Genomic DNA, 15,042 nt, shown 5'->3' with positions numbered 1-15,042 from the left:
CCCTTCGAAAATAAAAAATGCATCCATATTAATTATTCGACGCAACCTTATTATTCCCTTTTTTCTTTTAATAACCGGTAGATTGTTTTGTTCTTAACAAGGTTTCCAGAACTAACCGGTCCTGTATATGTGCTTGCTCCAATGATGATAGGGACAAACTCTTTTGGAGCACGCGGTAGATGGTGGGTGTTTCCCTTTTTAACATCCCTAATCCCACTAAAGCATTCAGATACTCCACAACCGCATCCTCATAGGAACCTACTTTCACAAGTGGTAAATTTCTTAAAGTAATATCGGAAGTCTTTAAACGGAGACGGAAGTTTTTTAACACAGAAGGTAAGTGGATCAATGAAAAAGTAGCGGTATGGTAGATAGAATCAAAATATAACCATGCCTGCCATTCAATAAGGGAAGTGTGTATATGATAAAAGGATGATACCGGGAGACCAATTTCTGAAGGGAAAAGGGACAAGGGAATTGTCATCTTCCCATAGCAGTAACTTCTAAGTTTCTGGTGAGGTTTATAAAACGAATATTGATATCTCCATTTCTTTTTATAGTGAAGGTAGTGCTCTTTCCATAAAGGTGCATGTGGTTTTATAAGGGTAGGCTTTTCTAACCAATGTTCACTTGGTTGGGAGTTCAAATACGTGGTGGAACTATTAATGGAGAAAGTGGGTTGGTGATAGGAAAATAAAGAGCGTTGTGGGCAGAAACTCAAGATGAATGGTGGACTTTGGGGAGAAGGTCTTTGCAGAAACCGCCATTGAAATGGTGATAATTTGAGCGGGGAAACGTTCCTGTCATGCGGCCCCAGCTTTTGGTGTCCGATGATCCAGATAGGGAGAATTCCTTCTTTTTCATAGAGTTTTGTGCGCCTATTGAAATCTGCTGCAGAAAGGTTTGAACATTGAAACTCAAAAGCATATCTGCCATAGTCTGTTTCCACGTATACATCTGCGCGTTGATTGGAGTTAGGAATGTAATGTTCTAGAATTGGTTGGTTGTATGGAAGGAGACTTTCATATAACTTAACTTTTCCCTCAAGATGATAAGGGCTTTCGGGATCAGAGGATGCTGTGCAGGAGTTAAATTGATGGGCAAAGTGGATTCGGCGGACCTGACCTTGCTTAAGTAAAAGCGCGCTGTTGCAGGCCGGGCAGTAAAAGGTCTCCTCTTTAGTCATACATTCCAACTCCTCTCTTCTTTTCCAGTCCAAAAGGGAAAAGTAGGAACCATCTTTTTTTTTGGCAACAAACATTCAAACACACCTTTCCTATTCATATTTTCTTTCCTCTGTTCCTTTTCGTCACGATAAGTCAAATTCCTGCAAAAATCTTCAAAAAAATAAAATGCCGGGAAATCCAGCATTTTATTATTTGCATGTAGCTTAACACCTATAGTAGCGGAGACGCCAATCGAGACAACGATTCAAACACCTTCTGATAAAATGGACGGTTTGCGAATACCTCTTTTGCAATCGGTTTTGCATCATGAAGATCCTGTTCATAATCCTCCACCAGTGTCTCCACACTATCCGTATTGTAAAGGAAAGCATTTACCTCGAAGTTCAAATGGAAGCTGCGCATGTCCATATTGGCAGTCCCGATGGAAGCAACTTGGTCATCTACAATCACGACCTTGCTATGAAGAAATCCTTTTTCATATTGAAAGATTTTCACACCTGCCTCCATCATTTCAGGAAAGTATGATCTGGAGGCATAATAGACTATTCGCTTGTCCGGCCTTTTCGGTACAAGCAACCTTACATCCAATCCACTTAAAGCTGCCACCTTGAGAGCGGTAAAAATATCATCATCAGGTACAAAATAAGGAGATGCAATCCAAATGGACTTTCTCGCAGAAGTAATCATGGAAAAATATAAGCTTTTAATTACTTCCCATTCCTGGTCCGGTCCCCCCGCTATCATCTGAACGCCACCATATTTTTTCTCATCGGCAGGTGTTGGGGTCAGATAGGTTGGAGTGAGGAGGGATTCGTCGGTTGCATAATACCAATCCTGCAAAAAAATGAGCTGAAGGGTCCTTACCGCTTCCCCTCTCACATAAAGGTGCGTGTCCCTCCAAAAGCCAAAGTAATCATCCCGTCCGAGGTATTCATCCCCTATATTCAATCCACCCACAAATCCTACATCCCCATCCACTACAATTATTTTGCGGTGATTACGGAAGTTAATTTTGTTATTGAATACTGGTATCCTGACTGGAGAAAAAGAAATGATCTCCACTCCTGCCGCACGAAGTTCCTTTATGTATCTACTTCCTAATTGAAAGCTGCCCACTGCGTCGAATAGAAACCTTACCTGCACGCCGCTTTTAGCTTTTTCGATGAGTAACTCCTTAATCTGCGTACCGATCTCATCGTCTCTAACAATATAATATTCAAAATGAATGTGATGTTTTGCCTTGCTGATTTCCTCCAATATTCTTGTGAAGGTCTGATTTCCATTTGTCAGTACCACGGTCTCTGTTTCAAAGGAAATGGGACTTCTACCAATGTTTTGAGACAATTGGAACATACCTTTCTTGCTTTCATCAAGAAGTCGCATATCTTCTTCTGAGTACTCCCTGGATCCTTCCACTTCTTCCAGCACTTCTTTATCTAGTAATGCTTTTCTTTGGAATAGTCTTCGCTTCCTTACATTCCTTCCAAAAATCAAGTAAAAAAAGAAACCAAGTACAGGAAAACTTCCAAGAACGACAAGCCATGTCAACGTCCTGGTAGGGTGTCGGTTTTCCAGTGAAATTAAGAAAGCGATAAAAACGACGGATATCGTAAAAAATACGGAAATGGATCCGAGTAGCCATCCTTCCCAAAGACCTTGAGTGGCGAATAAAATCGCCCCGATGACTAAAATAAATACAATAACCCGAATGGTGTTTTTCAAATGAATCTCATCTCCTCATCCAAAAGCAAAAGTGCTCTGATCAATTAAACTATCCTGAATTTGAAAAAAACCGATTTCAACATCGTGAAATCGGTCTCCCATTATTTTAGAGGAAAATGTTTGGTCATTTCCTTCATTGCATCATCCCTGGCAACTTCCGATCCATACTCTTGCAGACGGTGAATGGAGATGGCCGACTCTTCTCCAAATTCGAGTAATACACTTAACACATTATCGATTGCCTCATCGGTATAGTGTTCACTTGAAAAATCGACATAGAGATAATAGTTCTTCTCATAGAAGTATAAATCGTTGCTTAGATTCTCTAAGTGTTGCAGACGATGACTAGCAGAAATGATATACTCCAAATCTTTGAATCGGATCATGAACTGAAGAAGATCTTTTTCCTCATCCAACTTTTCGTCCTTTGATTCATCTGCTTTTGCGGCGGAATTGAAATGTTGGTCCAGAAGTGCCTCTATTCTTTCATCGACTGGTATGTCAATTCTCTTATCATCTGAAACTGGGACTTCAAAGTTTTTTCCATCCTTTGATAGTTGGGCTCGGGTCACGATGACTTCCAACCCTTTATCAAGGGCCTGAACCTGGATCCATAGTGGTCCTTCCACCATAAAATCCTCTTCATCGTGCGCCTCATCCATCATTTCCCAGAACAGTTCTTCACTGCGTTCACGGTTATACCAGATTTCCTCACGGTCAAATCCGCGCTCCTCTATATCACCATATGAAATGTAAAATTTTACTGTATGATCATTGATACGTTCAATTTCCATTCTTTACAACTCCCTTCTGAATAGGTAAATGATTAGCGTGCTCTTTTTCGAACAAACCTCATATTGATAAATGCTTTCCATGAGATATGTCAGTCTCTTATTGTCCGCTCCTCATTTTCCTCCGTCTTTCCTTGGAAGGGACCCTCCACAATTTTCTCATACCTTATTGTTTCAATTTATCCATTTAGCATAGTGAGTAAACCTACATTCTATGCAAAAAGAAAAGCGTATGCGGTTGGTTCCGGTCCATTAGGCAAAAAACATAGATAGTATGCATCCCGGTTAGAGACGATTTGTGACCTCAAGTACCCAGCCTTCTAAGCTGTACCATGACCGCAACATATATAAAGCACATTGTACTATAAAGTTTTATACTTGTACTGTTATTTTATGATAAAAAAAGGAAGAATGGAAACAAAAATGCTCATAAATTCAAAAATCGTTAAAATGCCCAACGCGATTAAATAATCAGTCATATTATCCTTTCTAAACCACTATATTTATATAGGACTGGGACAAGAAGGGGCGATATAGTGGAGCTAGAACTGATTACTTCCATTCTTATTATAATAGGTATTGATATTGTACTAGGCGGAGATAACGCCATCGTCATAGCACTAGCATGCAGAAATCTCCCAGAACGTTATCGGAATAAAGCGATTGTCATTGGAACACTGCTTGCTATCCTTTGCAGGATCATACTGACTGTTGGAGCAGTATACCTTTTAGCGATCCCATTCCTCCAGTTTGTTGGTGGGATATTGTTGATTTATATAGCTGTACAACTAATCATGGACCAAGGAGAAGAGACGCTTGTAAAGGGTAGCAGCTCACTTGGAGTCGCCATTAAGACCATTGTGGTTGCCGATATAGTCATGGGAATCGATAATTTTATGGCAGTTGCCGGTGCTGCACACGGTAATTTTTATTTGGTAATCATTGGATTGGTATTTTCCATTCCAATCATTATATGGGGGAGTAAGATTATATTAGTGGCAATGGAGAAATATCCTATAATTATTTATTTTGGAGCAAGCATTCTATGCTACACGGCCGGTAAGATGATTATTAATGAGCCACGGGTTTCTGTGATGCTTCCAGCTGGCGACTGGCAAATGGTTTTTCCCTTTTTACTAATAGCAGGCGTGTTAGTTTATACCGGAGTGCTTAAGAAACAGCTTTTAAAGATTCGCTGATTGGCATTGCTGGTTCAACTCTGACGTTTCAGGTGTTCGCTTATCCAGTGAGCGGTACTTAAACCTCCTCAATAAGGAAACTATAGGGATAAAAAAACTTCTACATGGCATGCATGTAGAAGTTTTTTGTTTATATTAGCTATTCACTAAGCGCTGTGCTTCTCTTAATTGGAACGTTCTTACTTTTCTTGGTAAGAAGCGGCGGATTTCATCTTCGTTGTACCCTACTTGCAGTCGTTTTTCGTCTATAATGATTGGTCTTCTCAAAAGACCTGGGTGTTCTTTGATGACAGAATATAATTCTTGAAGTGGCATTGCTTCCACATTTATATTCAGTTTTTGGAAGATTTTAGATCTAGTTGAGATGATCTCATCAGTTCCGTCCTCCGTCATTCGCAAAATCTCTTTAATCTCATCGATGGATAAGGACTCAGAGAAAATGTTTCTTTCTGTATATGGAATGTTATGTTCTTCTAACCAATTTTTCGCTTTACGACAAGAAGTACAACTTGGAGATGTATATAGGGTTACCATGAACTTTCCTCTCCTTTTTATCTAGTATTATTCGAAAAGAACATGCTGAACGTTTCTAATTGTGAATCGCTCTCAATTTGAAATTACTCTAAAGAAGTAATATCTATTGTTTATTATACACGATTTCCGACTAAAAAGGTATAGTATTTTTAAAGTCGGACGAGTTGTCACAACATGTTCAAATTTTTCTACTTTTACTCCCTTTAGATTTCCGTTCCAGGTGTTCGCTTTCCTAGGGGCGGTGCTTGAGCCTCCTCACTTCGCTCGGGGGTCTCAAGCTACCGCTATCTCCCTCAGGAGTCTCACACCTTGCACTACAATCTAAAGGGGAATTCTTATAGACCATTTAAATATTTTACTAATTTTACTTACTGCTTGCCTTACATATATACAGACGTTTGGTTGTCCTTGAAAGTTTCATAAAAATGAAGTCAGTCCTCATTCTTTTTTTGTATGTTCACAAAGTAGTAACAATTGAACGCTTTCGAATACCGTCCGATAGTTAGTAATTGTAAGGGTTTGTAATACATGTTAGTTTTATATTTAGACAAGATAAGTATGAGGTGATATATGTTGAAAAAGTATTGGCTGCTTCCAGCTATGTTCGTGCTCTTATTTTCAACCGCTTGCAGTCAGAAAGAGATTACAAGCCAGAATACAGAGACCAATAAAATCCCGGTTACAGTTGCTGAAGTGACGGAAAAGAACATCAGCAATACCATTGAGTTGGTGGGACTGGCTGTACCGGAAACACAAGTACCACTCCTAACTACCTCCCCCCTTACCGTTGAATCTGTTCATGTAAAAATTGGTGATATAGTAAAAAAGGGCGATTTGATTGTTTCATTGGATTCTGAAGCCGCAACCGAGCAGGTGAATCAAGCTCAGAGTGCAGTGACAGAATTAGAAAATGCCCTTTCTAAAATGAAAGAAGTACAGCAGGCAGCTGAGAATCAGGCCTCTCTTTCTGATATACCCAAGTTACAAGAAGAATTAAACCAAAGTTTAGAAAAATCTCAAGCGCTTCTGGATGGTGTGGATACAGGCGCCGTCACTTCACTTGATCTGGTGCAAAGTACAGTTGATGTAATGGTGAAACAGGCTCAGCTTGCGAATGCAGCAAGCCAGGTCCAACAAATACCTACGTTTAATACTATGGAAATGGAAGCACAATTGAACCAGGCCCGACAAGGTTTGAAACAGGCGCAGCAGATGGCGGATGCCACCTCCATCACTAGTCCGATAGATGGTATTGTCTCAGAACTGAATGTCGTCGCTGATGGTATTGCTTCCCCTAATGTGCCAATTGGTACGATTATTCAATTAGACACCATTGCAGCAACCTTCCAAGTGAACAGCTACCAAGTAAGCAAGTTGAAGGCTGGTCAGGATGCAACGATTTCTTTTGAAGGGCTTGCAGAGACGTTTGAATCAAAAATCGAAACGGTCTCGCCTACAGTAAACCAACAGACCAATATGTTTTCTGTTACAGTACCGATCAGCAATACCGAGTCAGCCATTAAAGGCGGCATGAGGGCAACAGCATTTGTCGCGGTGGATAATCTTGAAGCACAGACGGTCGTCCCGATGGATGCCATTTTATATGAAGAAACCAATTCATATGTTTATATCATTGAAGAAGGCAAAGCAGTAAGACAAGATGTAACCACAGGCTTTAGAGACAATGAATATATGCAAATTATTGAAGGTCTGAAAAAAGGTCAGACAGTAGCAGTTAATGGAAAAGAACGCTTAAAAGACGGTGCTGAAATATCAGAACAAAGTGAGTGAACCTAATAAATGAAAATAGCGAGGCTTTCCGTATTACGTCCCATTGCCATGTCAATGGTGATTATACTTATGTTAATTCTCGGCGCGGTCAGCATGCGCGGGATGCCGGTCGATTTGTTTCCGGAACTGACGTTTCCGATCGTAGCGGTCACCACCACCTATGAGGGGGCTGGGCCCGAGGAAATAGAAAATCTGATTTCCTCTCCACTGGAGGACGCCATGAGCACTCTCCCTAATGTGGAATCTGTCACATCCATTTCCCGTACAGGAGGTTCGCTTGTACTCGTCTCCTTCACCTGGGGGACGGACATGGATTTTGCATCGTTAGATATGCGTGAGCGCATTGATTCAGTCAGGGACTTTCTGCCTCCTGGTGCGAATCTCCCAAGGGTCCTTCGCTTTAATCCAAGCGACCTTCCAATCGTGCAGCTTGCCATAACCGATCCTTCCGGGGAAATGACAAAGGCAAAGCAATTGGCAGAACAGGATATAGAACCTCAATTGAGCAGCGTGGATGGCATTGCCTCCATTTCTGTGGAAGGTGGCGCTGAAAATGAGGTAAGGATCACCTTGGACCCCAATGCCTTGTCTTCCTTTGACATTACCATAGATCAGTTACAGCAAATCATCGCTTCCGAAAACTTAAACCTGCCTGGCGGATCTCTGACAGATCAGAATCAGAACCTGCCGATCAGGATTACTGGTGAATATCAATCCATCCTTGATATTCAAACACTTCCCATCCCTACTTCCAAAGGAGTCATCCAGCTCGATCAGCTCGGGGAAGTGAAGGAAACGTTGCAGCCGACCTCCCAGCTCAGTTATTTGAACGGGGAACCGGCTGTAGGGATGTCCATCCTGAAGCAGTCGGGAAGTAACACAGTGACAGTTGCAAACAATATTGAGAAGAAACTTGATGAAATCAGGAAGACACTTCCTCCAGGGGTGGATATCAAACCAATATTTGATCAAAGTGAATTTATCGAGAAATCCATTCGTGCAGTAGCAACCAATATGATTGTTGGTAGTTTGCTTGCAGCTTTGGTTCTATTCTTCTTTTTAAGAAATATCCGCAGTACCTTGATCATTTTATTTTCGATTCCTGTTTCCATTGTCGCTACGTTTATTTTCATGTACTTCAGTGGTCAAACTTTAAATTTATTAACTCTGGGTGGACTTGCACTTGGAATTGGTATGATGGTGGATAACGCCATCGTCATTCTCGAAAATATTTATCGACTGCGGCAAAAAGGCTATACCATGAAGGATGCAGCCATTGAAGGGACAAGTGAGGTCGGGCCTGCCATCATTGCTTCGACTCTGACTACGGTTATCGTGTTCCTTCCTATCGTATTTGTGGATGGTTTGGCCGCTCAGCTGTTCAAGCCATTGGCCTTAGTGGTTTCGTTCTCTTTGCTTGCGTCCTTGTTTACAGCATTGATTATTGTACCTTTGTTCTCTTCACTTTTATTAAAAGTGAACACAAGTACATCCCGATTTGAAGAACGGTTTTCAGGCTTTACCAATTGGTATCGTTCTATTTTGGAAAAAACATTAAGAAATCCGAAGAAAACAGTAACCTCTATCATTATCCTTTTCCTGATTTCCTTGGCGGGCATTCCATTCATCGGTAAAGAATTCTTGCCACAACAGGATCAGAGCTTCATTTCCATGACCGTACGATTACCGGATGGTAGTTCCCTTGATGCCACCTATGATGTCATGGAAGAAATTGATGAAAGATTGGAAGAGATCTCTGAAATTGACCTTGCTTTTGTCACGGTCGGTGGAACAGACAACTTCTCCGTTTCAGCAGGGACACAGACAAACCGAGCTAATTACAGTATTCTTTTAACACCGGTAACAGAGCGTAGTCGTTCGGATAAAATCATAGGGGATGAAATTAGGAAAAAGCTTGAAAATATTCCGGGAGCAGAAATTCGCCTTTCCTCCGGTGACTCGGGTTTCTCCCAAAACCCTGTATCCTTAAGTATAACCGGTCCGGATTTGACCACTCTTAAGTCTTTAGCAGACGATACGGTCAATCTTTTATCTGAAATAGAAGGAATCCGTGAGCCAACGTCAAATTATACGGAGGGCAACCCCGAAATAGTCGTGGATATTGACCGGGTGAAAGCCAGCCAGTTTGGTATTGGTAGCGGACAGATCGCCTCAGCCGTCTCTAGCGCCACGAAAGGTTTGGTTGCAACGAGAATGGCCCGAGATGGAGCAGAATTAGATATACGCTTGACCATCGAAGACACTTATACGGCTTCGATTGAGGACCTGGAAAAGCTGTTGATCAATACACCGACAGGAGAAAACATTCCCCTTCAAGCTGTTGCGACGGTAGAAAGAGGTCAAGGTCCAAGCCAGATATCCAGAACGAACCGGAACCGTGAAATTACAGTCAATGCCGACATCGTCAATCGTGACCTTGGAAGTGTCATTGATGATGTAGAAAAAACCTTGAAAGAAAACATTTATATCCCAAACAACCAATATAAAATCACGATCGGTGGACAAGATGAACAGATGAATGACGCTTTCTTCAAGCTTGGAGGCGCATTGGCACTGGCCGTCGTACTTGTATATATGGTGATGGCCGGCCAGTTCGAGTCGTATTTCTATCCATTCATCATCATGTTTGCAGTACCGTTAACCATTATTGGAATCATCTTTGGCCTGCTTGTCACCTCCCAGCCACTCGGTGTCGGCTCACTCGTGGGGATGCTCATACTTACAGGGATAGTCGTCAATAATGCCATCGTATTCGTTGACTATGTGAATATGATGAAAAGGGACGGCAAATCAACTTGGGAAGCTATACTTATCGCAGGTCCAACTCGTTTGCGACCAATTTTCATGACCGCCCTGACAACCATACTCGGCCTCATTCCGTTAACCCTTGGTTTCGGGGAAGGGATGGAGATCCAGCAGCCGATGGCAATCGTTATTGTATTCGGATTAAGTTTTGCAACCATCATCACGTTGATATTGATACCGGTCGTTTATTATTTATTTGATTCGTTTAAGGAAAAAAGAAGGCAGAAGAAGTTGGAAAAGCTTGATGTGTAACAAACCAGGGAGAGGATGAAGAACATGCTGAAAAAATGGAGTTTAACTATATTACTGCTCGTTTCAAGCTTTCTTATCTACCCTCCCGCGATAGCGGAATCCCCTAAGCAAATCATTTACATCGCCATAGGGGATTCATTGACTGCAGGGCTTGGGTCTTCTGAGGAGAATCATTTACGCATGCACGGATTTGTACCTCAGTTCACGAAATATTTGCGTGAAGACCACAATGTCACTGTTGAGAATTATGGAATACCAGGCCTTTCTTCCCCCGGATTACTTACACTGCTTACTGCGGATGAAGCATTGCAAAACCGATTAAAAACAGCTGGAGTCATATCTGTTTCCATAGGTGGCAATGATTTTCTGCAGACCATCCGCTCTGTACCGGAGGGGGAAGATGAGTCAGCACTCAACCTTCGAATGGAAATACTGAAAAGAACCTATCAAGAAACATACAAGCTGCTACGGGAATTGAACCCTGATGCAACCATCATCTTACTAGGACTTTACAATCCCTATCCTGATGGACATGAACTGACGGATCTTGGAGCAAAGTACGCACCATTGTTTAATGGCTTTATCGAGGAATATGCAGAGGAAGAAAAAACACTGGTAATTGATCCCTATGATACGTTCACGGGGAATGCATTGGAGTGGACACATATCTCAACAGATGACATCCATCCGAATGATAGAGGCTATACCGAGATTACACAGTTGATGAAAAAAGCTTACGATAATAACCAAGAATAGAAGAAACTCCACCCTTACTAGTAGTTGCTAGCCGGTGGAGTTTCTTTTTCTCTATCATCTAGATACTGTATGGTTTTGTCACAATTATTCCAAGCTGGACTCGATTTCTTTGACCATTTCCGAAACAGAAATGAGCCCTCCACCTGATAAGTACCAATAGTTAGGATCTAGATACACAATGTTATCCTCTTTACTTGCATTAATCTGATTGATAATATCATTATCCAATAACGCTTTTGCACTCGATTCCCCTTCTACTGCAGCTCCCCTGTCAATGACAAATAAGTAATCAGGGTTCTTTTCAAGAATGTATTCGAAGGAAACATTTTGGCCATGCGTTGACACTTCTATCCCGTCATCCACTGGGGTTAATCCAAACTCATCATGGATGATTCCAAAACGGGAACCGGGACCATATGCACTTATATTCCCTTCATTGGCAAGAACAATCAATGCCTTCTTCCCGGAGGCACTTGCTTTGGATTTTAGATCTTCAATGGATTTTTCTACTTTCGCCAACTCTCCAGCAACTTCGGACTCTTTATTGAAAATCTCACCAAGCAATGCCATATTTTCCTTGTACGATGGAAGATAGTTATTTGTATCTACTCCCATGAAGATAGTTGGAGCTATTTTTGAGAGCTCCTCATACGAATCCGCTTGTCTACCGGAAATTATGATTAACTCTGGGTCAAGTGAATGTATTTTCTCAAAATCAGGCTCTTTCAAACTTCCCACATTCTCATACGTTGCGTCTTCATATTTTGATAAGTAAGGAGGTATGTTCGCTTGAGGCACTCCTAAAACATTCACTCCCAATTTGTCCAAGGAATCCAATATTCCGAAATCAAACACAATGACGTTTTCAGGGGATTTCGTAATATCTGTCTTTCCTAATTGATGTTCGATAGTCATTTTTTCTGTATTCCCAGTAGTTTTCGCTTCTGCTGAAGCATTTTCGGATCCACTTGTTGCATTATTATTTGCACCGCATGCAGCAGCAACTAAAGACAATAAGAAAGCTAAAAATAATATGGATAGGTTTTTCTTCATTTTCCTCACCTCATGATATAGTTGGATAACGCTAATACTGATTACTTTTCTCTTGAACTCCCTTTTGCTTCCGTTCTTCTCCTTCCACAAAAAGGTGGCGCCAGTTCTGGAAAAATTCATCAAGGGATAGCATTCCTGTAGGTTAGCATCGTCTCTCCTCCTTATGAAAAATAGATACAGATATTTTTTCCGTCTATTTCTTTCACTATAATATCAATATCATAGATTTCCTTTAAAACGTCTTCTTTGATGATATCCTCTGTTTTACCTTGCTTTACTAATTTTCCATTTTTCAAAGCCACAATATAGTCGGAATAAACAGATGCGAAGTTAATATCATGGATAACGATGATAACGGTCTTTCCCGTTTCATCAACGAGCTTTCTCAGTACTTTCATTATCTGAACCGAATGCTTCATATCCAGATTATTCAACGGCTCATCCAATAGGATATATTCTGTGTTCTGCGCAATCACCATGGCAATGAACGCCCTTTGCTTTTGCCCTCCACTTAACTGGTCCAAAAACTTATGCTGCATTTTTTCCAGTTGCATGTAAGCAATTGCTCCATCTACCTCTCTCCAATCTTCTGCCGTGAGGTTCCCTTGTGAATGGGGAAACCTTCCGAAACTGACAAGCTCCCTTATGGTCAAACGAATTGGCATATGGTTAGACTGTTTCAAAATGGATAACTTCTTCGCCAAGATATTGCTTTTTTGCTTAACAATATCTTCTCCATCTAAGTACACTTCACCGGAGTCCATTTCTATTAATCTGCTCATCATGGACAACAAGGTGCTTTTACCTGCCCCGTTTGGTCCAATAAAGGAAGTGATGCGCCCCTTCTTCACTGTAGTGCTAACCTGATCCACCACTTTTTTGTTTCCATAGCTTTTCGTAAGATTCTTTACTTCGACCATGATTTACTCTCCTTTAATAAAAGATAAATAAAATAGACACCGCCAGTAAAATTGATGATGACACTTAGCGTAGTGGAGAATGTAAATACTCTTTCCACAATCAGTTGCCCCCCAACAAGCGCTACGACGCTTATAAGAATGGAGGCAGTCAATAGGTATATATGACGATAAGTTTTCATAAATTGATACGTAATATTTGCAACAAGCAGCCCTAAAAATGTTATTGGACCAACTAAGGCAGTCGCTATGGAAACAAGTATGGCAATAATGATCAAAAACCTTTGAACTATGAAATTGTAGGGCACTCCAAGGTTGATGGCCTGTTCCCTTCCAAGCGCCAGTACATCTAAATACTTCAAATAACGAGATACATAAAACCCTATCCCTATTAAAAGAACAATGGAAACAAATAAAAGTTCCGTGTTGACGTTATTAAAACTTGCAAACATCCTGTCCTGGACAAGCATGAATTCATTGGGATCAATCAGGACCTGCATAAACGTAGATAGACTGCCGAATAAAGTTCCAAAGACTATGCCCACCAGAAGCAAGAAATAAATATTTCGCCCCTCTCCTTTGAATAGGAACTTATAAAGGAGAAGCGCGAACAATACCATGCAAGACACGGAAAGGAGGAAATTAACTTCCTTGTTAGCTACTATAAAACTTGCTGAACCAAAAACGAATATAATAAACGTCTGGACAAGCAGATAAAGAGAATCGAGTCCGATAATGCTTGGCGTCAATATTCTATTACTAGTAATCGTTTGAAAGATCACGGTGGAAAAAGCAATGGAGCCACCAGTCAGTATGATAGCAAGTACTTTCATTGCCCTTCTTGGGAGTGCGTAATCCCAATTTGAACCAAGGTCGTAGAATAAAAAAAGAGAAACCGAGATTACTAGTATACTTATTAATAGATAAATCTTATGATTTAGCTTCATATGTACTTCTCCTAAATAAAAGATAAAGAAATAACGCACTACCTATTACCCCGACAGTCAGACCAATTGGTATTTCGTATGGATAAATGATAATTCTTCCTAGAATATCGCAAGCAAGGACAAAGATTGCTCCAATCATCGCTGTATATGGCAGGTTATCTTTCAAGTGATCTCCTCGAAAGATACTCACAATATTAGGGACGATCAGGCCTAGGAATGGAATCATTCCAACAGTCAAAATGACGATAGATGTTACAGCTGCCACAATGACAAGGCCAATATTGACTACTTGTTTATATTTCAGCCCCAGGTTGATGGAGAACTCTTCTCCCATCCCGGCAACGGTAAATCTGTTTGCATAAAGATATGTTATTATAAGCAAAGGAACACTTATGTAAAGTAACTCATATCTTCCTTTAATGATTAGCGAGAAATTACCCTGCAACCATGATGACATGTTCTGAATAAGATCGTATTTATAGGCAAAAAATGTAGTGATTGACCCTACAATACTACCAAACATCAGCCCCACAAGAGGGATGAAAATTACGTCCTTGAACTTTATCCTGTCTAAAATCTTCATGAAAATGAATGTCCCTGCCAAAGCGAAGAAAAAGGCAATGGAAGCTTTAAGTAACATTCCAGCAGAGGAAAAAAGCAGGAGGGACACTAACACTCCGAGTCTTGCAGAATCCATTGTTCCAGCAGTAGTTGGTGAGACAAATTTGTTCCTAGTGAGCTGCTGCATAATCAGTCCACAAACACTCATTCCAATACCAGCGATAATAATACTAAGCAGTCTTGGGATTCTGCTCAGCAAAAGAATTTGTAGTTGCTGTTCACTTATTCCCTGCCACAATTTCCATGCCTTTATTTCGGTTACCCCAACAAATAAAGAGATAAATGATAATGTAATTAGTATGATAAACAGATACCTTTTCTTCATTATGTGTTCCTTCCTAACATTGTATTTGAAATAGATAATCATTCTCAATTAAGATCAAAAAAAATAGGCCAAACTATATTTTTAACTTCATAGAAATATTTGAAAAAATACTTGTTTAAAC

General features: G+C 40.7%; 12 protein-coding genes. 4 read left to right on the top strand and 8 right to left on the bottom strand.

Annotated elements, in window-relative coordinates; all coding sequences use genetic code 11:
• Nucleotides 1-67: 67 nt before the first annotated feature.
• The 3 genes from MKY77_RS07750 to mecA form a co-directional block, all read right to left on the bottom strand.
• Nucleotides 68-1,261: a competence protein CoiA family protein gene (locus MKY77_RS07750; protein WP_339149652.1), complete on the bottom strand. Its 1,194-nt coding sequence runs from the start codon at nucleotides 1,259-1,261 to the stop codon at nucleotides 68-70.
• Between the two features lie 136 nt (nucleotides 1,262-1,397).
• Nucleotides 1,398-2,909: a cardiolipin synthase gene (gene cls, locus MKY77_RS07745; RefSeq protein ID WP_339149651.1), complete on the bottom strand. Its 1,512-nt coding sequence runs from the start codon at nucleotides 2,907-2,909 to the stop codon at nucleotides 1,398-1,400.
• 101 nt (nucleotides 2,910-3,010) lie between these two features.
• Entirely contained in the window at nucleotides 3,011-3,703 is a 693-nt protein-coding gene (gene mecA, locus MKY77_RS07740) for an adaptor protein MecA (RefSeq protein ID WP_339149650.1), read from the bottom strand.
• A gap of 533 nt (nucleotides 3,704-4,236) precedes the next feature.
• On the opposite strand from mecA, the gene MKY77_RS07735 reads away from it, so the two are divergent.
• Complete coding sequence (locus MKY77_RS07735) at nucleotides 4,237-4,899, top strand: TerC family protein (protein ID WP_339149649.1); 663 nt, start codon at nucleotides 4,237-4,239, stop codon at nucleotides 4,897-4,899.
• Between the two features lie 135 nt (nucleotides 4,900-5,034).
• On the opposite strand, the gene spxA is transcribed toward MKY77_RS07735, so the two are convergent.
• Entirely contained in the window at nucleotides 5,035-5,433 is a 399-nt protein-coding gene (spxA, locus tag MKY77_RS07730; protein WP_010191975.1) for a transcriptional regulator SpxA, read from the bottom strand.
• A gap of 570 nt (nucleotides 5,434-6,003) precedes the next feature.
• Here spxA and MKY77_RS07725 point away from each other — a divergent pair.
• Genes MKY77_RS07725 through MKY77_RS07715 form a run of 3 tightly spaced genes read left to right on the top strand, consistent with a single transcriptional unit; the run spans nucleotide 6,004 to nucleotide 11,058 of the window.
• A complete protein-coding gene (locus MKY77_RS07725) occupies nucleotides 6,004-7,224 on the top strand; it encodes an efflux RND transporter periplasmic adaptor subunit (protein WP_339149648.1) in 1,221 nt (406 codons plus the stop codon).
• 9 nt (nucleotides 7,225-7,233) lie between these two features.
• The gene (locus MKY77_RS07720; RefSeq protein WP_342515682.1) at nucleotides 7,234-10,302 is read left to right on the top strand and encodes an efflux RND transporter permease subunit; all 3,069 of its coding nucleotides are present in this window, start codon (nucleotides 7,234-7,236) and stop codon (nucleotides 10,300-10,302) included.
• Between the two features lie 24 nt (nucleotides 10,303-10,326).
• Nucleotides 10,327-11,058 carry a GDSL-type esterase/lipase family protein gene (locus MKY77_RS07715; RefSeq protein ID WP_339149646.1) on the top strand — a complete coding sequence of 244 codons (732 nt, stop codon included), beginning with the start codon at nucleotides 10,327-10,329 and terminating at the stop codon, nucleotides 11,056-11,058.
• A gap of 84 nt (nucleotides 11,059-11,142) precedes the next feature.
• Here MKY77_RS07715 and MKY77_RS07710 read toward each other — a convergent pair whose 3' ends face one another.
• The 4 genes from MKY77_RS07710 to MKY77_RS07695 all read right to left on the bottom strand — a co-directional run bounded on the left by MKY77_RS07710 (nucleotide 11,143) and on the right by MKY77_RS07695 (nucleotide 14,921).
• Nucleotides 11,143-12,111, bottom strand: a complete 969-nt coding sequence (locus MKY77_RS07710; RefSeq protein ID WP_339149645.1) for a siderophore ABC transporter substrate-binding protein — start codon at nucleotides 12,109-12,111, stop codon at nucleotides 11,143-11,145.
• 161 nt (nucleotides 12,112-12,272) lie between these two features.
• Nucleotides 12,273-13,031: an ATP-binding cassette domain-containing protein gene (locus MKY77_RS07705; RefSeq protein WP_339149644.1), complete on the bottom strand. Its 759-nt coding sequence runs from the start codon at nucleotides 13,029-13,031 to the stop codon at nucleotides 12,273-12,275.
• A complete protein-coding gene (locus MKY77_RS07700; RefSeq protein WP_339149643.1) occupies nucleotides 13,019-13,975 on the bottom strand; it encodes an iron chelate uptake ABC transporter family permease subunit in 957 nt (318 codons plus the stop codon). The genes MKY77_RS07705 and MKY77_RS07700 overlap by 13 nt, the downstream gene beginning before the upstream one ends.
• The gene (locus tag MKY77_RS07695; protein ID WP_339149642.1) at nucleotides 13,959-14,921 is read right to left on the bottom strand and encodes an ABC transporter permease; all 963 of its coding nucleotides are present in this window, start codon (nucleotides 14,919-14,921) and stop codon (nucleotides 13,959-13,961) included. Before MKY77_RS07695 ends, MKY77_RS07700 begins: the two co-directional genes overlap by 17 nt.
• Between the last annotated feature and the right edge of the window lie 121 nt (nucleotides 14,922-15,042).

This window comes from Sutcliffiella sp. FSL R7-0096, assembly GCF_038595065.1.
Classification (GTDB): Bacteria; Bacillota; Bacilli; order Bacillales; family Bacillaceae_I; genus Sutcliffiella_A.
Note: the sequence above shows the minus strand (reverse complement) of the source record. Positions and strands in the feature narration are given on the sequence as shown.

Coding starts and splice junctions, on each gene's coding strand:
- MKY77_RS07750 (WP_339149652.1), bottom strand. CDS start 1,261: ATGTTTGTTGCCAAAAAAAAAGATGGTTCCTACTTTTCCCTTTTGGAC.
- mecA (WP_339149650.1), bottom strand. CDS start 3,703: ATGGAAATTGAACGTATCAATGATCATACAGTAAAATTTTACATTTCA.
- spxA (WP_010191975.1), bottom strand. CDS start 5,433: ATGGTAACCCTATATACATCTCCAAGTTGTACTTCTTGTCGTAAAGCG.
- MKY77_RS07725 (WP_339149648.1), top strand. CDS start 6,004: ATGTTGAAAAAGTATTGGCTGCTTCCAGCTATGTTCGTGCTCTTATTT.
- MKY77_RS07720 (WP_342515682.1), top strand. CDS start 7,234: ATGAAAATAGCGAGGCTTTCCGTATTACGTCCCATTGCCATGTCAATG.
- MKY77_RS07715 (WP_339149646.1), top strand. CDS start 10,327: ATGCTGAAAAAATGGAGTTTAACTATATTACTGCTCGTTTCAAGCTTT.
- MKY77_RS07710 (WP_339149645.1), bottom strand. CDS start 12,111: ATGAAGAAAAACCTATCCATATTATTTTTAGCTTTCTTATTGTCTTTA.
- MKY77_RS07705 (WP_339149644.1), bottom strand. CDS start 13,031: ATGGTCGAAGTAAAGAATCTTACGAAAAGCTATGGAAACAAAAAAGTG.
- MKY77_RS07700 (WP_339149643.1), bottom strand. CDS start 13,975: ATGAAGCTAAATCATAAGATTTATCTATTAATAAGTATACTAGTAATC.
- MKY77_RS07695 (WP_339149642.1), bottom strand. CDS start 14,921: ATGAAGAAAAGGTATCTGTTTATCATACTAATTACATTATCATTTATC.